The organism is Dyadobacter bucti, from assembly GCF_005869225.1.
In the GTDB taxonomy this organism is placed as follows: domain Bacteria; phylum Bacteroidota; class Bacteroidia; order Cytophagales; family Spirosomataceae; genus Dyadobacter; species Dyadobacter bucti.
The window spans coordinates 393,669-412,231 of sequence record NZ_SWFP01000007.1; the positions used below are offsets into that span (position 1 = coordinate 393,669).

Annotated in this window: 18 protein-coding genes and 1 pseudogene; 8 read left to right on the plus strand and 11 right to left on the minus strand. The window is 45.2% G+C overall.

All coding sequences use genetic code 11. The features are described 5' to 3' along the window. Positions 1 to 266: 266 nt before the first annotated feature. The 3 genes from FBF61_RS23600 to FBF61_RS23610 are packed head-to-tail and all read right to left on the minus strand — an operon-like array spanning position 267 to position 5,937. Positions 267 to 1,367 carry an efflux RND transporter periplasmic adaptor subunit gene (locus FBF61_RS23600; protein ID WP_166444595.1) on the minus strand — a complete coding sequence of 367 codons (1,101 nt, stop codon included), beginning with the start codon at positions 1,365 to 1,367 and terminating at the stop codon, positions 267 to 269. Then, positions 1,348 to 4,509: an efflux RND transporter permease subunit gene (locus FBF61_RS23605; RefSeq protein WP_229208601.1), complete on the minus strand. Its 3,162-nt coding sequence runs from the start codon at positions 4,507 to 4,509 to the stop codon at positions 1,348 to 1,350. Before FBF61_RS23605 ends, FBF61_RS23600 begins: the two co-directional genes overlap by 20 nt. 48 nt (positions 4,510 to 4,557) lie before the next feature. Then, complete coding sequence (locus FBF61_RS23610; RefSeq protein ID WP_082218089.1) at positions 4,558 to 5,937, minus strand: TolC family protein; 1,380 nt, start codon at positions 5,935 to 5,937, stop codon at positions 4,558 to 4,560. A 184-nt stretch (positions 5,938 to 6,121) separates the two neighbouring features. Here FBF61_RS23610 and FBF61_RS23615 point away from each other — a divergent pair, with 184 nt between their 5' ends. From FBF61_RS23615 to FBF61_RS23625, 3 genes are all read left to right on the plus strand, one after another. Beyond that, the gene (locus FBF61_RS23615; protein WP_082218088.1) at positions 6,122 to 6,799 is read left to right on the plus strand and encodes a response regulator transcription factor; all 678 of its coding nucleotides are present in this window, start codon (positions 6,122 to 6,124) and stop codon (positions 6,797 to 6,799) included. After that, on the plus strand, positions 6,796 to 8,169 hold the full coding sequence (locus FBF61_RS23620) for a sensor histidine kinase (protein ID WP_082218087.1): 1,374 nt from the start codon (positions 6,796 to 6,798) through the stop codon (positions 8,167 to 8,169). Before FBF61_RS23615 ends, FBF61_RS23620 begins: the two co-directional genes overlap by 4 nt. A 98-nt stretch (positions 8,170 to 8,267) precedes the next feature. Next, positions 8,268 to 9,008 carry a hypothetical protein gene (locus tag FBF61_RS23625; protein ID WP_082218086.1) on the plus strand — a complete coding sequence of 247 codons (741 nt, stop codon included), beginning with the start codon at positions 8,268 to 8,270 and terminating at the stop codon, positions 9,006 to 9,008. A gap of 124 nt (positions 9,009 to 9,132) precedes the next feature. Here FBF61_RS23625 and FBF61_RS23630 read toward each other — a convergent pair whose 3' ends face one another. The 3 genes from FBF61_RS23630 to FBF61_RS23640 form a co-directional block, all read right to left on the minus strand. Then, positions 9,133 to 9,396, minus strand: coding sequence for a hypothetical protein (locus FBF61_RS23630; protein WP_082218085.1), 264 nt, complete (start codon positions 9,394 to 9,396; stop codon positions 9,133 to 9,135). 867 nt (positions 9,397 to 10,263) lie between these two features. Further along, positions 10,264 to 10,947, minus strand: coding sequence for a DUF2490 domain-containing protein (locus tag FBF61_RS23635; RefSeq protein WP_082218083.1), 684 nt, complete (start codon positions 10,945 to 10,947; stop codon positions 10,264 to 10,266). After that, positions 10,947 to 11,528, minus strand: a complete 582-nt coding sequence (locus FBF61_RS23640) for a hypothetical protein (RefSeq protein WP_082218082.1) — start codon at positions 11,526 to 11,528, stop codon at positions 10,947 to 10,949. The genes FBF61_RS23635 and FBF61_RS23640 overlap by 1 nt, the downstream gene beginning before the upstream one ends. A 443-nt stretch (positions 11,529 to 11,971) precedes the next feature. Here FBF61_RS23640 and FBF61_RS23645 point away from each other — a divergent pair, with 443 nt between their 5' ends. From FBF61_RS23645 to FBF61_RS35660, 3 genes are all read left to right on the plus strand, one after another. Next, positions 11,972 to 12,466 carry an RNA polymerase sigma factor gene (locus FBF61_RS23645; RefSeq protein WP_082218081.1) on the plus strand — a complete coding sequence of 165 codons (495 nt, stop codon included), beginning with the start codon at positions 11,972 to 11,974 and terminating at the stop codon, positions 12,464 to 12,466. Positions 12,467 to 12,637: 171 nt separating this feature from the next. Then, positions 12,638 to 13,450 (plus strand): prolipoprotein diacylglyceryl transferase, encoded by an 813-nt coding sequence (lgt, locus tag FBF61_RS23650; protein ID WP_082218079.1) that lies wholly within the window; start codon positions 12,638 to 12,640, stop codon positions 13,448 to 13,450. Between the two features lie 193 nt (positions 13,451 to 13,643). Then, positions 13,644 to 13,757, plus strand: coding sequence for a DUF4113 domain-containing protein (locus FBF61_RS35660; RefSeq protein ID WP_374756631.1), 114 nt, complete (start codon positions 13,644 to 13,646; stop codon positions 13,755 to 13,757). A 22-nt stretch (positions 13,758 to 13,779) separates the two neighbouring features. Here FBF61_RS35660 and FBF61_RS35130 read toward each other — a convergent pair whose 3' ends face one another. The 5 genes and pseudogenes from FBF61_RS35130 to FBF61_RS34915 all read right to left on the minus strand — a co-directional run bounded on the left by FBF61_RS35130 (position 13,780) and on the right by FBF61_RS34915 (position 17,527). Next, positions 13,780 to 16,071 carry a YWFCY domain-containing protein gene (locus FBF61_RS35130; protein ID WP_229215182.1) on the minus strand — a complete coding sequence of 764 codons (2,292 nt, stop codon included), beginning with the start codon at positions 16,069 to 16,071 and terminating at the stop codon, positions 13,780 to 13,782. Beyond that, positions 16,056 to 16,475 carry a plasmid mobilization protein gene (locus FBF61_RS23670; protein WP_205748311.1) on the minus strand — a complete coding sequence of 140 codons (420 nt, stop codon included), beginning with the start codon at positions 16,473 to 16,475 and terminating at the stop codon, positions 16,056 to 16,058. Before FBF61_RS23670 ends, FBF61_RS35130 begins: the two co-directional genes overlap by 16 nt. A gap of 171 nt (positions 16,476 to 16,646) precedes the next feature. Next, on the minus strand, positions 16,647 to 17,030 hold the full coding sequence (locus tag FBF61_RS34910; RefSeq protein WP_205748312.1) for a toprim domain-containing protein: 384 nt from the start codon (positions 17,028 to 17,030) through the stop codon (positions 16,647 to 16,649). A gap of 6 nt (positions 17,031 to 17,036) precedes the next feature. Next, positions 17,037 to 17,174 (minus strand): annotated as a pseudogene (locus FBF61_RS35810) (DUF8464 domain-containing protein); the annotation flags it as partial. Beyond that, positions 17,147 to 17,527 carry a CHC2 zinc finger domain-containing protein gene (locus FBF61_RS34915; protein ID WP_205748313.1) on the minus strand — a complete coding sequence of 127 codons (381 nt, stop codon included), beginning with the start codon at positions 17,525 to 17,527 and terminating at the stop codon, positions 17,147 to 17,149. The gene FBF61_RS34915 and the pseudogene FBF61_RS35810, both read right to left, overlap by 28 nt. 138 nt (positions 17,528 to 17,665) lie before the next feature. Here FBF61_RS34915 and FBF61_RS23680 point away from each other — a divergent pair, with 138 nt between their 5' ends. Continuing rightward, positions 17,666 to 17,944, plus strand: coding sequence for a hypothetical protein (locus FBF61_RS23680; protein ID WP_138481972.1), 279 nt, complete (start codon positions 17,666 to 17,668; stop codon positions 17,942 to 17,944). Positions 17,945 to 18,103: 159 nt separating this feature from the next. Beyond that, complete coding sequence (locus tag FBF61_RS23685; protein WP_138481974.1) at positions 18,104 to 18,559, plus strand: DUF1905 domain-containing protein; 456 nt, start codon at positions 18,104 to 18,106, stop codon at positions 18,557 to 18,559. The last annotated feature ends 4 nt before the right edge of the window (positions 18,560 to 18,563 follow it).

The window sequence follows — 18,563 nt, forward strand, 5'->3', positions numbered from 1 at the left end:
TTTCATAGTATTGCTGCTCACTAATACTGCCCTGATTGTATTGCACCAGTAAATTATCCAGTTCCTTTTTAATCTGGGATTTAGACATCTTCCTTTTCTGCTTTGCTCGCAGTCTACGTTTATTTCTGCTTTTGTTTGAAGTAAGGACAGTAGAAAGATAATGAACCCAAAAACACACTACACCCAAAATAAGCAGGCATAATAGATCAAGTAGTATCATGGTAATGACAAGTTAGAGATCCAAGTAACTTCAAATTTCCCTCGCTCTAATTCATGGCAACCTGCGCCCCATCTTTCATATCATTTCGTGGATTGACAATAATTTGGTCGCCATCCCGAAGCGCGCCAAAAACTTCTGTCATCTCATCCGATTGCATGCCTTTACGGACTTCAACAAACTGGGCTTTTCCCTGATTGACCTTAATCACATACTGCCCTTCTGTCGATGTGACGACCGCTTCTGCTGGCACGGTAAGAGCACCCTGTGTACCTTCCGGAGTGAAGACAACTTCGGCGAACATACCAGGCTTAATTCCCCCTTTGGCATTTGCTACATCTATTTCAATAGTCTCTGAGCGGAATTTTTGGTTCATATTTCCAGAGCGGCGGCTGACCTTACCCTTGAATTGCTCGCCAGGCATTGCATTAACTGTGAAACTGACCTGCTTTCCTTGCTTTAATCCAACGCTATATGTCTCAGGCACATCTACGACCAACCTAAGCCGGTTTTGCTGCTGGAGCATCAGCATCGGCCCTTGCAGGCGCACTCCGGAGCCAACCAACGCACCAGGGTGAACATTCCTTTCCGTAATGACGCCATCGAAGGGCGCGCGCACTGTAAGATAAGATTTGATCTTGGTAAGCGCATTAAAGTTAGCCTGCTCCCCCATCGCCGCTGCACTGTCTGCCATCATTTTCGCATTGGCGCTTTCCAGGTCCAGCGCTGACACAGATCCACGGATGCCGGCACTGGCTTTTAGCCTTTTGTAATGCTCGTGACTAGCCACCAGCATGGCTTTTGCTTTTAGGTAATTGGAGCGGGCTGCTACCAACTGCTCTTCGGTTTCAGGAGCCTCCAAGACCATCAACACCTGCCCTTTGCGGACATTGCTACCACGGTCTACAAGCACTTTTTCTACGAACCCGTCTGCTTTTGGGTAGATGCTCACTTCCTGAAAAGCCATGAATTCGCCAGGCAGCTGAACGTGCTGGCCTACTTTCGCAGAGCTTACCATCCCAAGCTTTACAGCTGGTTTGCTCACGCTTTTTTTCTGTGTTTTAGTGTCGGCAGACTCTGAGGACGAGCAAGCGCTGAACACGGTTAGCCCAATTGCAAGGGCAAGACAATTATATGCTATGTTTTTCATAAGTAGTTTGGTCTGAGTGCCCATTGACATGCAAATCTGATGGAGTGGGTAGCGCGTTTTCAAGGGGTAAAAGGGATGGATCTTTATAAGCTGTTTTATTTTGTAAAAACACATATACCTGGGGTACGATGTAAAGGGCTGCCAGCGTCGAAGCGATCAGCCCGCCGATGACCGCGCGACCAAGTGGGGCAACTTGTTCTCCGGCTTCCCCGGTTCCCAAAGCCATTGGCACCATACCTGCCACCATGGCAAAGCTGGTCATTAACACTGGCCTTAAACGCACACCTGCACTTTCTAATGCTGCCCGGCGCACGTCGCGGTACTCCCATCGCAGCCGCTCGGCATTGGTTACGATCAGGATCGCATTGGCAACGGAAATACCCGTTGACATAATGATACCCATGTAAGATTGCAGGTTTAGTGTACTGCCAGTCAATAGCAGAAATGCAATTGAGCCCACGATTACGGCTGGCACTGTTGAAAGGATCACCAGCGACAACTTAAATGATTGGTAGTTAGCAGCCAAAAGCAAAAAGATCACCACAATTGCAATGCCCAGTCCAAGTTGCAAGCTGTCCAGTGTTTCGGTCAAAAGCGATGACATTCCCTTTACTTCTGTTACCAGACCTTTGGGAGCCGCTCCCAACCCTGTGATTACTTTTTCAACTGATCGGGTGGCACTACCCAAATCCTGGTGATGGATGTTGGCTGAAACGGTTACAAAGCGCCGCGGCCCGATACGGGCGTATTCCCCTGGAAGTGTATCAACCGAAAAGGTTGCCACATCGGCTAGCACCGGTCTGGGCTGACCTGCTACCAGCGGGATTTCCTGTAACTGGGCCATGTTTCGCATCGCAAATTCTGGGATCTGGACCTGCACCTGGTAAGTATAGGCTGCCTTTTGATCGAGCCACTGGTTTTTTTCGGTGTAGCGGCTCGATGATGTTGAAGCCGTGATCGATCGCGCGGTTTGCTGTAAGCTCAGTCCCATTGTTGCCAGTTTCTGACGGTCGAGTTTAATATTGATGACCGGGAATTTAAGCGGTTGAATAATACGTACATCCCGCAGATGATCCTGCTGTGACAACCCCTTCACGAGTTTATTTGCATAGCCTTCAATTTCTTTCATATCCCTTCCTGCAACCTGTACTTCTATAGGTGTAAAAGCCCCGCCACTCATGAGCTTTTCAGTCAAATCAGCTGGTTCGAATGACAATGTAATCTCTGGCATCTGTTCGGCTACGGCCATTCGGATCCTTTCTTTCAAATCCTGCATATTGGTTTTATACTCAGGATCAAGGCCAACTTTGATCACCGCGTCATTGGGGCCGCTCGTGCTTACATATAAATTAGTAGTCGCGTAGTTGGTAGGAACAACGCCCACATAAGCAGACGAAATCGCCAGGTGGTCATCAGAAGCCTGGTTGACCAATGCCAACAGCTCACTTACCTTCTCCTCGGTCCGTTCAAGCCTTGTCCCATCGGGTGTTTTCATGCGGATCACCATTTGGCCGGAATTCAGCTGCGGAAGCATGTCTTTCCCAATCCAGACGAATCCTGCTGCCGCCAACGCAAAAACGACAACGAGATAAGCTCCAACAACGAGTTTGTTGCTTTTGACAAAACGCTCATTCTGGCGCATGAAGCCGCCCCTTACCCTATCAAAAAAAGTAACCTTACGCTCGGCACCAGCGGATTTCTCATGCACATGCTCTTTGAGCATCCAATTAGCAAGGATCGGCACCAGGCTCTGAGCCAGGAAATAGGATACCGTCATGGCAAAACCAATCGAAAGCGACAGCGGCAAGAACATCGCCCTGGGAACGCCCGACATAATAAAAGAAGGCGCAAAGACGGCAATAATACAAAGCAGGATCAGCAGCAACGGCAGGGCTACTTCCTTACAGGCATCGTAAATAGCCTGTTTCTGGGGCTTGCCCATCTCAATGTGCTGGTGAATGTTTTCAATGGTCACCGTGGCCTGATCTACCAACACGCCTATGGCTAGTGCCAAGCCCGACAAAGTCATGATGTTGATCGTTTGACCTGCAAGGCTTAGCATTAGCACGGCGGCGACGATAGAGACAGGGATCGTAATGATTACAATCAGCGAAGAGCGCCAGTCGCCCAGAAACAATAGTACCATTAGGCCTGTCAGAATTGCGCCCAGCCCTCCCTCAAACAGAAGGCTTTTTACAGAATTGATTACAAAAATGGACTGGTCGAATTCGTAAGCTACTTCAATGTCGTCGGGAAGCAGACTGCGCATTTCGGGAAGCCTGGCTTTTAATGCTGTCACCACATCCCATGTGGATGCGTCAGCGGTTTTCACAACCGGAATGTAAGAGGATCGGCTGCCATTGACCAGGGCGTACCCAGCCGTCACATCCGATGCATCAGCCACATTACCCAAATCACGAAGGAACACGGTCCGGTGCCCGTCTGTGGTGACGGGGATCTGGCCAAAGTCTGAGACCTGATCTTCCAGCGAGTTGAGCGTGGTTATATAAGATGTATTGCCAATCCGGATGTTACCAGAAGGGGTCATCGCGTTATTGGCAGCAAGGGCTTCCACTACTTCGTCAGGCGAAATGTTTAGGCTGCGGATTTTCTGCGGGTCAAGGTTGATGACGATCGTGCGCGAGTTGGTACCGATCGGAGGCGGCGCAGTAAGTCCAGGAACGGTTGAAAATAGTGGCCTGATCCGGGTAACGGCCAGTTCGTGGATCTCTTTAAGCGAGCGTGTTTTACTGCTGAATACCAAATCACCAATCGGAACTGACGATGCATCATAACGCACTACCTGTGGGGGCAATGCGCCGGGGGGAAAGAACTTCATCGCCCGGTTGACCTGGATAGCAACTTCGGCTGCGGCCTGGGCCATGTCGCTGCCTTCGTAAAAAGCCAGCTTGACAACAGTAAGCCCTTGGACGCTTTTGCTGGAAATTTCTTTGATACCGCCAATGTACAGGAACTGGTCCTGCATACGGGTAGCAAAGAAACCTTCCATCTGCGCAGGAGACATACCCCCGTAAGGTTCGATCACATAAATCACCGGTGAGTTAAGCCGTGGAAAAATATCAATCGGTATGCGGCTAGCCGACATAACCGAGAAAACAACAAGCCCCGCAATAAGTACCATGACTGATATAGGGCGTTTTAATGAAGCTGATAGCATATTTATACAGGGTTATGGACGCCTGAAAAGATCAAAAAATGGTTCAAAATCACTGGTAGCATAGGCCTTTTCCAGTCTGACTGCCACGGCGCGGCGCTGCACGTCGATCACCTGCCGCTCAACCCTGGTCAAAAGCTGCAAAGCATCGGTGATACCCAAGATATTTTCTATCCCATTATTATAAAGTGACATGCGTTGCTGGTAGGCAAGTGTAGCGGATCTTACCGTGACGGGAAGCTCACGCAGGGAAAGTCGGATGGACGACATTACAGAGTCTGCCATCGCTAGTGTGTTTTGCAGTTGCACCTGCTCGACAGTCAAGAGGCTTGCCGCTTCGCGCACACGCCACTGCTGCTGGATAGCGCGTGTTTTGACCCTTTTGAAATCAATGAGGTTGACCGTTGCGGCCAGTCCCACTAAAAAATTAGTACGGCTATAGCCGAAGCCCTGACGGATTGGGCCGAAGTTATTATCAATATCAAGGCTGGTTCCTCTTGCTGAGACAGCAGTAAGCAGCGTAACCCGGGGCAGAGCAGATTTACGGATCATGTCGATCTCTGCATTCTGACGGGTAAGCAGGTTACTGCGGTATCTGAGCAGTGGATGCGATGTCAGCACTGTACTTGGAGCAGGCTCTCCCAGCAGCAAACCACCATTGAAGGTGGTATCCACTTCCAGCTCATTTACCTGACGGCCCGTGAGTGTTGCCAGCTGGACATTGGCCCTACGGTACTCTTCCTGCATCTGATAGTAGCTCAGCTTGGCGCGTGATAGCTCGACAGAAGCCAGTGAAGAATCCAGTCCCGGCCGGATGCCGTTTTGTACCAGGTTATTGATAATACGCCTGACTGTATCAACCCTGGCCAGGTTCTGCTGCTCGATTTTGAGGTTTTGCCTGAGCCATACCAAATCCAGATAGGTTTTAATAACGACCTGGCGAAGTCCAAACTGCTCGCGTTCCAGTCCCGACTCCCCTACTGCGATGTCGGCATTGGCCAGTTTATTTTCGGCCCCAAAGCGGCCAAAGTTATAGATCTCCCAGTCGGCAGAAGCCAGTGCGATATTGCCCGAAGCCAGATCAGATGCGTTTTCGGGTCTTCTTCCACCAGACGTGGGAACAATAAGGCCCATCGAAAAGTAAGATCCCGAAAGCCCGTTGGCTGTTCCCAGGTTAACCTGGTCATGCAATTTGACATTAGGAAGCCGGTTATCACGCAGCACCTGCAAATTGGCACGGAAGGCTTCAAGCGCAGATCTTTGCGCTGCCAGCGTAGGATAATGGTTGATGGTCGCTTCAACGGCTCCCTCCAAACTCAGGGTTTGCCCCAGAGCAGGTGGATGCCGGTAAAAGACGAGCGTTACAAAAAGGGTTAGGATTAGACAGCGGCTCATAGCTTTAATATCGAGTAGCGCCTTGTTTGGCGCCGGGGTACATCTTACTGGCTTCAAATTAAAGGTGCACCTGGTTAGAGGGTGGTGAGAAGGTTATTAGAATTTGGTGAGAAGGGCCCGTTTTTAACGATATTCTAATCCCGATCCCTAATTTTACTCCGTCAAATAGCCAGAAAATAACAGCATGAATGTCTTAGTTGTTGAAGATGACCTGGAACTTACGCAGTTCATTCAGAAAGGGTTGCAGTCAGAGGGTGCGACCGTTGCGATAGCATTCGATGGGGTGATCGGAAGAAGTATGGTCAATGAGAACAAGTTTGACGTTGTTGTGCTAGACGTGAATTTGCCTGGATTGAACGGTTACGACCTTTGCAGGTTCATTAAGCAGAACTGGCCAGCCGTGCCGGTGATCATGCTGACGGCCCTGGGAAGCCTTGATAACAAAGTGATGGGTTTTGAAGCGGGTGCTGACGACTACTTGGCAAAGCCTTTTGCCTTTAAAGAACTGCTTTTTCGTTTGAAGGCCTTGGCAAGACGTCATCCATCGCGGGCTCCCAGGCCCAAGCGGCTGCAACTTCTTGACCTGGAAGTAGAAACGGATTCACACCGGGTTTGGCGCGCTGGCGAAAGGGTCGAGCTGACTGCCAGAGAATATGCGCTTTTGGAATACTTTATGCTCAACCAGGGGAAGGTCATCAACCGTGTGGATCTGCTTGAAAATGTCTGGGATGTACATTTTAATACCAACACAAACGTAGTTGATGTGTATGTGAACTACCTGCGCCGCAAGATCGACAAGTCGGAACCGCGCCTGCTACATACTGTGTTCGGGGTCGGCTATTTGATGGGGCCGGAGCCATGAGTATTAAGCAACGCATTACCATCGTTTTTGGCTTTCTGGTAGCGGCTCTGTTGCTAGTCTTTTCAATCTTCATTTACCAGGCTTATGAATCTTACCGACAGTCGCTGATGCGTAACCGCCTTCAGCGCAGGGCAGTGGCTGGACAATTATATTTTGAAAACCGCCTTGAATTTCATCGTTCCAGCTACCTGACCCTTCCCGACCAGCACGAATTTTTGGTAGATAGCAGCAACAAGGTTATTTATGAGTCTTCGGGAACGAGTGATTATAAGCTTACCTCGGAACTCCTTAATGAAGCCCGCAAGCAAGAAGTCTATTTCAGTTATAAATCCAGACCCTTAAAAAGGGTTAAAGAAGGTATTGCCTTGTCCTTTAAAGTGGATGGAAAGCGTTACGTCTCTGTTGTCACGGCGCACGATCTTAGCGGGATACAAGCAAGTGAGAGCCTTTTTTTTATTCTGGCCAGCGGCAATATTATTCTGCTGGTGATTGTTGCTTTTGCCGGGTTTTTCTTTGCGCGCCGCGCCATGCGACCCTTCGACGAGCTGATCGCTCAGATGGACCCGGCGGCAGTGAGCGACTTTTCATTCCGGTTGCAGGGCCGCAAAGGTGCTGATGAAGCTGCATATCTGGCAAATTCCTTTAATGAGCTGCTAAGCCGTTTAAACGCACTGGCTATCAGTCAGGAGCATTTTGTTTCCTACGCGTCACATGAGATCCGCACACCCCTAACAGTTGTAAAGGGAATCCTTGAAACCTCGCTGGCTTACGATAAGCAGCTAGCCGATGTCCAGCAAAGTATGGAAAAGGCGCTGGTTCGCTTAGAAGGTGCTATCGAGCTTGCCAACTCACTGCTGCATTTAGCGGAAGTCGAAGGTTTGCAGTCTGCAAGAGTCCGCGATGAAATTAACATCGTCGATACGGTGCTGGATACAATCACCTACTTTGGTGAGAAGCGGCCAGACCAGCAAATTGACCTGGTACTGACAGATACCTTTACCCAGCAAAGTTCTAATCTTAGGATTCTAGGGAATGCGACGCTACTGCGTACGGTTCTGACTAATATCCTGGATAACGCAAGCAAATACTCACGGCAAGAGCCAGTGGAGCTAAAAGTTGATTTAGAACCTTCGTGGGTCATTATTACAGTCACTGATCTGGGTATCGGCATCCCGGGCGCTGAGCTAGATGATGTGTTTTTACCGATGATGCGGGCTGGTAATGTGGGAAATGTGCCAGGCTTTGGTTTAGGGCTCACCATTGCAAAGAAGATTATCGACATACACAAAGGGCAGCTTAGTGTAAAATCCATGAAAGACAAGGGCACCGCCGTTTCAATAAGACTGTCTGCTCTGCCGCTGGCAGATTAGCGCGCTGCTTGCCTGCTAATATATCTTTAAAATAAGCTTTCACCTGATTTGCATCACCCATAGTGGCGCATTGTCCCCCCTTGTCAATGATGATAGATATGCCTGAAACTTTACTGCTAGTCAAAACGCCATTTGAAAAATCGCTCGCTCAGCGCATTAATTATGCTTGCTCTATTCTCGAAATCGTAAGCGCGTCCCAAATCTATGTGCCAAAGCGTGAAATGGATGCTACGGATGGATTACAAAAGTCGCTTGAAGCCTACTCACGAGTTAATACCCACTATTTTAATGTGTTTGAAAAATATTTTAAGGCAGCCACCGAGCGCAAATCGCTGATCAAAGGTGCAGGCCAAAGTGTAAAGCGAACTGCGCAGTTGATAAACCGGTGTATGATCAGTGATCTTACAATCGATCATGCCCGGCGCAAACAAATTAGTGCCCTTTACCGTAGGATCTACGCACAAAACCGTCTGAATGCACCTTATGACTTTTCCAGGCCATCTCACAATCAGGACATTCAAGATTACTTTCATAGTAATCAAGTGATACTCGATGTTTTCAAAGAGATGGTTGCTCAGCTTGATACGTATATATTTTCGGGGCAAAAGCAGCAGTTTTCACTCCCGCATTGTTACCTGCTGATTTCAGAAATGGAAATGTTTAATGCAGAGATAAGCCTGCTCACTGGCAAACTGAATGTACTCAACACTGAAAGGCTTGAAATTTTTGATCGGATTGCAGAGCGGTGCGAGGCTATTTGCAATAGAAGCCGGTTCATATTCGGCGCTAGCTCGCCTACATTCAAGCTTATTAAAAGGCGCAGGTTATCAGTCAGATAGGCCAACCCTTGGTTTCGCTGTATTGATTAATTATCAATGCTGCCAGAATTTTTGAATAACCCTGCCATGTTTGGTTTATCAGTATCGTACTACTTTTCAGGATATCTTAATATAAACCGAGGGCTTAACTGGCTTCTTCCTGCAAAAGATCTGCCAGTTGGTCAATCAAAGCATCACTTTGCTCGCAGTATTGTTTCTCACTTAAAAGGCCTTTATTGTAACGTGACAATAGACCATCCAGCTGGCTTTCTACCCTGTACCTGCTTCTACTACAGGCATGTTTTGTACCGCCTACCATAGCATGCTGTCTGGCAATTTCCAGGTGATTGGCAATTAAAAAAAAGACAACCCCCGTGGACAGTATAATCAGCAGGTCGACAAGTATCATAGCATTCCAGGTAATGACTGGTAGCAAGCGCTGCCACTGCTACTGCAAATTGGTGGACTCATAGAACTTCCTGTATTTAGGGCTACACGCCCATATCTTGTAGCATGATCGAGCACATCCGCTTCAAAATACTCCCTATACCTTGCAAAACGCCCAGCACAACACAGACAGCGAAAATAAACGGCAAAAAGATCAACCATCTTAGCGCCATCGTAGCATTGAATTTTCTAATGTTCCTGCCCATGTCTAATACATAAAGGTAACAATAATAAATATAATTTATAAAGGAAATACTTGCTCTTCGTAATTCAATTACTTGTAAGAGCTCTATCAACTATAACTCCAAAATGAACGGCGTAATAACACATGTAATTAAAAGGCTGCCCTATAATCATCCAATGGCTTAATGAGATGAAGATGCCCACAATTGACTTAATGCTGCTAACTGTTATCAACCAAGTGCTAGATGATCTCTCTGAGCCATCTGTTCACTTTCTTGTACACGCAGAATACTCCTTTACTGATGGCATAGATCCTATTTATGGACCAATTTTATTAAAACAGGATTTCATAGACATTCTTGAGGTCACCCAATCAGGTATAAACTGTAAGGTCCATGTCAACAAATCCGCAGATGATTCAGATTTTTTAATCAGAATACCGTATCAGAAAATTTGGAAAATATCGCGCTTCTATTCGCTGGATTTTAAAGATGAATACATCTTGTACATGAAAGGGTAAACTAAAAACATCATCAGTCGTACCTTACTTCGGGTTTAACCCAGAAGCAAGTCCCAACCATGGTTTACCTGGGATATCCAAACGTTTCTATTTTCATCAAGCAGGTTTTTAACTGTAATTCCGGCCTTATATACTTAGAAACCATCCAATAGTTAACCACAGTTGGTGGGATCTAACCACCTGTGAAAATCCATTCACACGGTATTCTAAACCAAGCTCAATTTTATTATCATCGGTTGCATTGTATCCCAGGGCAAGTGATGCACGGATCTCCAAATCTGCTTCTTTGTCTGACCAAAGGGCCAGATATTCGTTATTGACTTTCCCATAAAATTCCTTTGGATCAATCTGCTGGCCGCTTAACGGCGTTTCACCTCCAAAGCGGTACCGAAGCCTGAATTCTGGTGGACTCCCATCACTAAACGTCTCATCCAAGACAACTCTATGGGCGATAATGAAGACTTCCAGCTCTTTTACGTTACTAAACTGTTGTATAAGGCGATGCGTAAATTGGCCGTCCTCTAACCTGGCCAGGTACCCCCCACCTATTGTATTGTCTGCTGAAATCTTTTTGGTAAGTACCCAGCTTAGATCCGTTCTTTCATATTTCAACTGCTGATTCAATGGCGCCTCGCGCTGTTTTTCTCGAAAAATTTGTCTTGCCTCCAATTTCGTGTTCAACTTCCAGTTTTCTGCAACTTTGACGTTGACATTAAGTTGGGGAATTGACCCAGCCTTGTAACTGGCCTGACCAAAAGCGGTTGCACTAGTTAATACAAATAAAAAACAACCAAGAAGGGCTTTGTACATCAATAAATCAAGTTATCAGTGTTGCGTTGTACAATTTCCTTAATGCTAACGATTGTCCCGTCATTTTCAGAAAGTACTTCATAATAGCGCTCAACTTTGCGGCGAGACCCTTTCAAGATAATTTCATAACGGACCAGAACACCCTTTACAGCAATGTCTGCAAGCAAAGATTCTTTTAAGATGTGCTCGGGTCCCTTCCAATGCAATTGGGTCTTTACAATTTTATAACGTGAAAAGGATTTGCTTAGGGAATCTTTCAGTTTTGCTTGCCCACTTGAATTCATTTTACCAATACTTGACAATATTTCAACATCCTGAATTTCTCCGGATTCGTCGAACTCGATGCTGTAACGTTTGCCTGAATATTTCAACTTGGCTTCTACCGACTTTCCGGTCAGACTCTCTTCGCCATACCAATGGATTTTTGACTTCTTAAACACCGAGGAAACAAAATCAATTGCCTTTGCAGGAACAGCCTTGTGCTTGATGCTGAACTCGCGTTCATACTTTTGTTGTCCTAGGCAAGGTGTACAAAAAAACCAGGCAATCAGGCCAAAGATGATTCGATTATAAAATTCCATACTAATCATGAGATATTATTTCAGGCACTCAGGTACTGGCTAGGATACGGCGTTGGAATCTAAATATAAAACTATGTACCACATGCATTTACTTTGTCTGGTGACCAGCTCAATAAAAAACCTAATATTCTTTGCAAAACCGTCACACTAATCAATCGTGGAATATTACTACTAACTACCTTATCCGCCTCGATAATTCTTCCCATACTGTGAGAAGCTTCCGATTGATTTGAAGGTTATCAAGCAATTTAAAGAGAAAAGCCTAAGAAGGATCCTGGCCATCTAATCGCGTCCTTTACGGTGCTAAAAAGCAGGATACCTAACCTAATAGCCATGTTCTTCCAAGCAGAAAGAAATGTTAACATAAAATAAAAAAGCGAATTTGTGACAATCTCAACTAGAAAACATACTAACAATAAAAATGCTCTTGAAACTCAGTACTTATGTCTGTTGAAAAAGATTTTATCAAAACGATCCAGGAAAACACTGGTATAATCAATAGTATTTGCAACACTTATTTTTCCAGATCTGATGATTTCAAAGATGCCAGGCAGGATGTCATTTTACAGCTTTGGCGTTCCTTTCCAACATTTCGAGGTGATTCAAAGATCAGCACCTGGATTTACAGGGTAGCCCTTAACACAATTTTAGCCAAGAGGAAAAAGGATCACAACTTGGGTGCAAATGAATCGTTGTCGCAACTGCACCTTGATCATATTTCTTCTTGCGCTGATGTGAGCGCAGATTTTATCCAGGAATTTGCCTGGTTGGTTAGCACCCTCGAGGATTGTGACAAGGCTATTATCATCCTTTTGGCCGAAGGATATTCCAATAAGGAAATTGCTGCTATACTTGATCTAACTGCAACGAATATAAGCACAAGGCTGAACCGCATAAAACACAAACTCAAAGAACGTTATCTCAATGAACAACAATAGGTTAAAACACGCTTGGGAGCAACAAAAAATGAATTTTGAAGATCCGCTGATTTCTGAGGACGATATTTTATCTATAATACACCAAGAGTTCAGCAAACAGCAGAAACTTCAAAGGCTTCTTTATAATGCATCGTCCGTTATATTCTTGCTCATTTTTTGTCAAACCTGCTAATGCTAAACTACATAATCTGGGATGCTGAGCCCGAAGTATTCTCCTGGTCAAGTGTTCCGCGTTGGTATGGAATCTTTTGGGCAATTGGCATATTCCTGAGCATTTTTGTGGCGACCTACATCTTTAAGATTGAAAAGCGCCCTGACAAAGAAATTGACAAGCTTACCCTGTTTTTAATCGTTGGTACCTTGGTTGGTGCGCGGTTGGGGCATATTCTATTTTACGAACCCCTGCATTACTTGCAGCATCCAATTGAGATTTTGCCTGTCTCCTTAACCCCGTCATTTCATTTTACCGGACTTGCAGGGCTAGCCAGCCATGGCGGTGGGATTGGCCTGATTATGGCGGCTTTCATTTTCGCTAGGCGGAAAAAAATGGATTTCCTTTGGCTCCTGGACCGGATTGCTGTTGTAGTCCCATTATGTGGGGCATTCATACGATTGGGAAATCTAATGAATTCAGAAATGATTGGAATTCCAACTAATATGCCTTGGGCATTTGTATTCACCCATATTGATAATATCCCAAGACACCCGGCTCAATTGTACAAAGCGATTTATTGTGGTCTGATATTCGGACTCGTTTTTCATCTATGGCGCCGCAAACGTAACAAATGGGGAGATGGGGTACTATTTGGAATTATGATATCGATCCTTTTTTCATTCCGCTTTCTCGATGAGTATTTTAAGGAAAATCAGGAAGCTTTTGAAAATAGTATGCTGCTCAATATGGGCCAGATACTTAGCATCCCGTTCATTCTCCTCGGATTGCTTATCATTGTTGTCCAAGTGAACAAGCCTGCACATCGCTGAGTATTGACAATCAAAGTACAATTTAACGTATGCCGACAACACTTAACTGTAAAATATTCGCGTTCCCAGCCACGATATGCTATAAAATTGAAAAATGGGCATAGTTCGATTTAACCACGGTATTTGTGTACCACCCGAAAATTCAGTAACGCCTAATAGGTCTGAAGACACTCATCCTCGTCACGGGCACTTAATGGCGTTCGTCGATAAGCTTGACAAAGCTGTGGGGCAAAACAAGGTGCTGCTAGCAAGTCAAGATTTGACTACGCGTCGGAAAATGAAGCAGGATACATTATCGCCGCGATAAATATAGCATCGTATGCAATAGATCAGATAACCGCTGTCATAAAGTTGATGGATGATTCGACAAAGAAATCGCCTTGCCGATTGATCCATTCCCGGTTCAACCCCTTCAAAATAGTGCGTGCAGATTCCACTGCATCCGTAATGTCAAACATACTCTCGGGATTCAATGGGTTGCATCTATGGCTACGTGACAGGTCATCGAAATTGATTGTGTAGAAAGCCGGCTCGACCGGAAAGTTAGACCTGTTTTTAAGCCAGGAATTGTATGCAAGCAGGGTCAAATCATTGTATTTGAAATCATAAACGAACATCGAAAAGCCTTTCTCAATGTGCTGAGTGATCACATGCGGAAAGACAAAAAATGTCTTTCCGGACCCCGGAGATCCGCTCACCAGCACCCCTCGAAATGGATTAATGATATTGATCCAGCTCTGCCGCGTTTTGCCCTTGTAACGGTATTCCGCTGGAAGATTGATCGAGTATTCGTTTTCCAGAAGTTGTTCAAATTGAGGGAAACTTTCGTTGTCCTTGTTAAAGATGTGGTTACTTAAACGGGCGGTTATCAATCTGGAAAACTGGCTCCCTCCGGACAATATAAGTAAGAAACCAACAGCGGTAAATACCATATACAGAGCTGATTTGAGTTGCTCCTCTACCAATGTTTTCAGAATGAGAACACTTATAAAATAGATAAAGAGCCCTATCAAAACACTGATTAATGAAGGTTTCAACCGGATATCTTCGCCCTTTTTACCTTTCACTCCGACTAGTGAAATGAATAAAAAAACGAGTGCCACAATCTTAGTTTTAATGAACGAAGAGAATCGCCCGGCGGCAAAAATTTTATCCAAAATCCGGTCTGAGATTAAAGATGTCAGGTGCCAATTTTGAAATGCCTGATAACAAAAATAGTAAAAATGTATTGCGAGGACCAGTATGCTTATCAAACGGGTCATATCGGTTACTTTGCGAAGGCTTATATCGTTTTCGCGGGTGTTAGATGCCATAATGGGAAGTTTTTTACAATGATTGAGAGAACCCTTTTTTCTTTTTACGTTTGCTTCCACGTAGGTCCACTGGTGTAAAACCATCTTGTTTGACAGGATCAAATAGCGAATCCTCTCACCATTAGCAAGTCTAGCGTCATTGCTCTGCTGAGGAGTTAGCAGCAAAGAGCTTTGTGACGTTACTTGCTGTTCATGACCTGTTGTGGAGTGCTCTTGTCTATGCGTATTCAATATCCTGTTGGCCATGGCGGCATCGATAGCCACACAGCGCTCCTGAATGGCTTTTGCACTATAATTTTTACCGAGAGAACTTCCATTAAAAACCGCTTTCGAGCGGTGATCGACGTAAGTAATTCCATAGACCAGTCCGGTATCATTCTTTCGGAGAACGGTGTCGATTCCATCGCGTTCGAGAATATTAGTGAGCCGATCAAGTGTTACATTCGTCTTTCCGTACAATGTGAAATCAATCGCGTTTTTGATTCTTAACTTGTCTTTTTGCCGCAGTTGATCGTTAATTTCAAACCGGTTTTGCAGGTAATTCAATGTCGGTTTTTGATGAAAGTCGCTAGCATTTATGGGCACACCAACCCGTTCACCCTTTGCATTCAGCAGCCGGTAGTGTAGCCCCCCATTCTTGAAAGTTCTGGACTCTTCATTTCCGCGATCTGCTGTAACATTGTAGCGGTTCAATACGGCGTTTAACTCGGGAATTGAAGTGAATTTGTACTTGTCGATAACCCCTTCAAGAATATTCGATATTGCTCGTTTGGTCTCAACCTTACCATAGTTTGCACTAACCATCGCGGGCTTTAAATGTTCGGATTGCTGTTGTTTTTTACTAGATGCCTTAACCAGATGAAACTCTTGTTCAATTTCCTTCCTCGCACTTTCCGATTGGTTTCGTCCGATATTCTGCGTTTCAATCCGGCTTCCATCATGCGCTACTTTTACGCTCACAATGTGGATGTGTGGATGCCCGGCATCGTGATGTTGATACACCAGGAATGGCTGATCACCAAAGCCAATCTTCTCCATGTAAGTCTGTGAAATTTCTTTCAAAAGTGCCTTAGAATGTTGCTCGGAAGGGTCAAAGTTTAGGGAGATATGGACGCTATTTCGAACCACATTTGTGTTCAAAGAAGCCAATTTTAAGAGCAGATTCAGACGCTCTTGCTCGGACAGATTTGTGGCATCGTCCGGATAATTTCCTGCCATAATGCACTCTGCAACTCTCTCTTTTAACTTGTTCTCATTGTAGTAGAAAGTGCTGCGGATCGATGTTCCAGTCTTTATGATTGCAACCATATTTTCGAGGCTTTGCTGATGTAGATATTGATCTCATTCACCATCTCGATCAGGCGATTCTTATCACCCTCATAAGCTTCCAACCAGCATCGGAAATCGGCAATTTGCGAGAGTGCATGCAGTCTTTTAACAGCTTGATTCAGGTTGCCGCCGGCCTTGCTTAGCTCGCTGCGAAGGCGTGTAAGTTCCACCATCACTTCGTCAAATGACTGGTTCCTGTGGTTGACGATAACCGGCTCGGAAAGCAATACTTTCCTTGCGTACTCGCTCGTCTTTCGGCATGTTGTTCTTTGCACTTTCCGGAGAAGCTGCTGAAACTCCTCAGGTGTCAAGCGGATATTCAGCCACTTAGTTCGATTGCTTTTGTCTTTCTTCATCACATTATCATTTTCACGTTTCGACATTCATTTTTATTCAATCCCCGCCAACGACTCCGGAGTGTTTGGGCGGCCAGATCCTTAGTTTGTGACACAAACTGACATCTGGCCGATTGCGGATAAGAGGCAATCATTCCAGCTTTTCAGTACTTCAATGTTGTTAACTTCTTTCAAGAGAGATTCAAAAGGATAAGAGGCTTAGGTGATGCTGACCAGCCAATCATTTAAATCTTTGAAGCCATCATAAATACCGCTTGCATCATTGTACTTTTCACTGATCGCCTTTGCCGCTGAACTGCACTTCAATCCCGCCGTATCCCGATCGAGATATAGGTTAATCTGACTGTGGCGTTCGAGAAATGATCGTGACCTTTCGAAAAGAGAAATAGAATTAAGTACTACATGATTCTCCGGCACTTCTACTGTTTGAGTCATGATGGTCTTGTACGATAAAAAATCAAACATCCCTTCGAACACTGAAACGGTCGATGCACCAATATCAATGGTGGTTATGTCTTTCGAAGTGCTCGCAAGCTTTGTAAATGAGTTGCGCAACTCGTAACCACCTGAATCATTCTGCAAGCCCAACGCAAAATTCCTCCGGTCACCAATTCGGTAATTGACTTGCCTGCAATATCTTTTGGCGATATAGTCAAATACACATCTGGAGGAGATGTACCTGACTAGTGATTCACTACTTAAAGTCCCCGTCGATAAAATTTCCAATAGACTTTTAGTAACAGCAGCATCCTTGGAACAGGTCTCGGTCGTGGCTTGTGAAAGGATAGATAATCTGAAAATAAATTGACAACCTCGCGGACGGTACACTGATAAAACAGTATAGCAAAATCGACAAGATTCCCACCGCTTCCCAGGCCATGATCGTACCATCGATTGAGATTTCTATTGACCTTGAATGAGGCAGTCCGCTCATTTCTAAATGGCGATAAATACCAATGGTCGACCTTTCTGATTTTGTCCGGCTCGAATCCGAGCTCCAATAGATAATCCACAATGTCTAATTCCTTGATTTGTACCAAGTTCAAAAGCCCACCATTTCCCCTTGTTCTTTCTCTCATTTGGCTTAATGTTTTGTTTCGTGACAGCGAAAGTAAGGAGCTTGAAAGTCAGACACCTATCCTAGGTAAATTCTCCTTAGGATCGTTTCGCGGGCAATTGGTAGCTTTGTACAGTTCCAATTCTAACTTAAAAAAGACATGATGAACGTGAAAGATTTGACCAGTGTGTATGATACCATCATGAGTATCCCCGGAATGAATGATCAGATCAAAATTGATTTGAAAATCAGCAGACGGAATGTTTTGCTGCTGACCCAGGCAATAAGAAGGGCGTTTAGAATTCCTGGTGATGGAAGCAATACCGATTTGATCGACATAGCTTCAAGTGAGTCGAAGGATGAGTTACTGGCGTTGTCAGCTGATTGTCTGCAAAAGTCTGGTCTGGTGGACTTGAACGACCGGCTCGCAAAGTTGTGAGAAATTCTTTGCGTCTTAACGGCTACTTAATCAGACAATCACATCTCGAAAAATGGGAAGCTCAAAGATCCGTTTGGGCACATTTGGGAGATTGGGTGTCCGATTGGGAGAAAAGACTCGGCGATCCATAAATTTCAATATGTCTGGCAAACCTGAAAGATGAAAACATTACTAAAGAGTGAAAAGTTGATTCTCAGGCATCAGCCCGGAAAGGGTGCCTGGACGTATCATCTGGTAATACCTGGAACGAAAGACATTCAGGGCAGCTGGGGCGAAATGAAAGTATCCGGTACGATTGATGGCTATGAATTCAAAGATTTGAACCTCGCACCTGTCACAAACGCTGATAAAATGATTTCAGTTAATGGCACCATCAGAAAAGCCATTAACAAAGGTGGCGGAGATGAAGTGGCAGTAACCATGTACATGAACTCGGATAATAAGCTCAGCTCAAAGGATCAATTACTTAATTGTTTTGACGATGCTGGAATGTTAAAAAGATTCAAAGCGCTGCCAAATGATGAGCAGAAAGAGATTATCACCACGATTCTGTCGCAACCGAATGAAAGCAGGCAGGAACAAAAGATCATGGACGTTGTCAAACGATTATCATAATGGA

Excerpts from the sequence above, each read along its gene's own strand:
- FBF61_RS23610 (WP_082218089.1), bottom strand. The coding sequence starts at position 5,937 with ATGAGCCGCTGTCTAATCCTAACCCTTTTTGTAACGCTCGTCTTTTAC.
- FBF61_RS34915 (WP_205748313.1), bottom strand. The coding sequence starts at position 17,527 with ATGAGAGAAAGAACAAGGGGAAATGGTGGGCTTTTGAACTTGGTACAA.
- FBF61_RS23640 (WP_082218082.1), bottom strand. The coding sequence starts at position 11,528 with ATGGAATTTTATAATCGAATCATCTTTGGCCTGATTGCCTGGTTTTTT.
- FBF61_RS23605 (WP_229208601.1), bottom strand. The coding sequence starts at position 4,509 with ATGGTACTTATTGCGGGGCTTGTTGTTTTCTCGGTTATGTCGGCTAGC.
- FBF61_RS23645 (WP_082218081.1), top strand. The coding sequence starts at position 11,972 with ATGTCTGTTGAAAAAGATTTTATCAAAACGATCCAGGAAAACACTGGT.
- FBF61_RS23620 (WP_082218087.1), top strand. The coding sequence starts at position 6,796 with ATGAGTATTAAGCAACGCATTACCATCGTTTTTGGCTTTCTGGTAGCG.
- FBF61_RS23635 (WP_082218083.1), bottom strand. The coding sequence starts at position 10,947 with ATGTACAAAGCCCTTCTTGGTTGTTTTTTATTTGTATTAACTAGTGCA.
- lgt (WP_082218079.1), top strand. The coding sequence starts at position 12,638 with ATGCTAAACTACATAATCTGGGATGCTGAGCCCGAAGTATTCTCCTGG.
- FBF61_RS23600 (WP_166444595.1), bottom strand. The coding sequence starts at position 1,367 with ATGAAAAACATAGCATATAATTGTCTTGCCCTTGCAATTGGGCTAACC.
- FBF61_RS23670 (WP_205748311.1), bottom strand. The coding sequence starts at position 16,475 with ATGTCGAAACGTGAAAATGATAATGTGATGAAGAAAGACAAAAGCAAT.
- FBF61_RS23625 (WP_082218086.1), top strand. The coding sequence starts at position 8,268 with ATGCCTGAAACTTTACTGCTAGTCAAAACGCCATTTGAAAAATCGCTC.
- FBF61_RS35130 (WP_229215182.1), bottom strand. The coding sequence starts at position 16,071 with ATGGTTGCAATCATAAAGACTGGAACATCGATCCGCAGCACTTTCTAC.
- FBF61_RS23685 (WP_138481974.1), top strand. The coding sequence starts at position 18,104 with ATGAAAACATTACTAAAGAGTGAAAAGTTGATTCTCAGGCATCAGCCC.
- FBF61_RS35660 (WP_374756631.1), top strand. The coding sequence starts at position 13,644 with ATGGCGTTCGTCGATAAGCTTGACAAAGCTGTGGGGCAAAACAAGGTG.
- FBF61_RS23680 (WP_138481972.1), top strand. The coding sequence starts at position 17,666 with ATGATGAACGTGAAAGATTTGACCAGTGTGTATGATACCATCATGAGT.
- FBF61_RS23630 (WP_082218085.1), bottom strand. The coding sequence starts at position 9,396 with ATGATACTTGTCGACCTGCTGATTATACTGTCCACGGGGGTTGTCTTT.
- FBF61_RS23615 (WP_082218088.1), top strand. The coding sequence starts at position 6,122 with ATGAATGTCTTAGTTGTTGAAGATGACCTGGAACTTACGCAGTTCATT.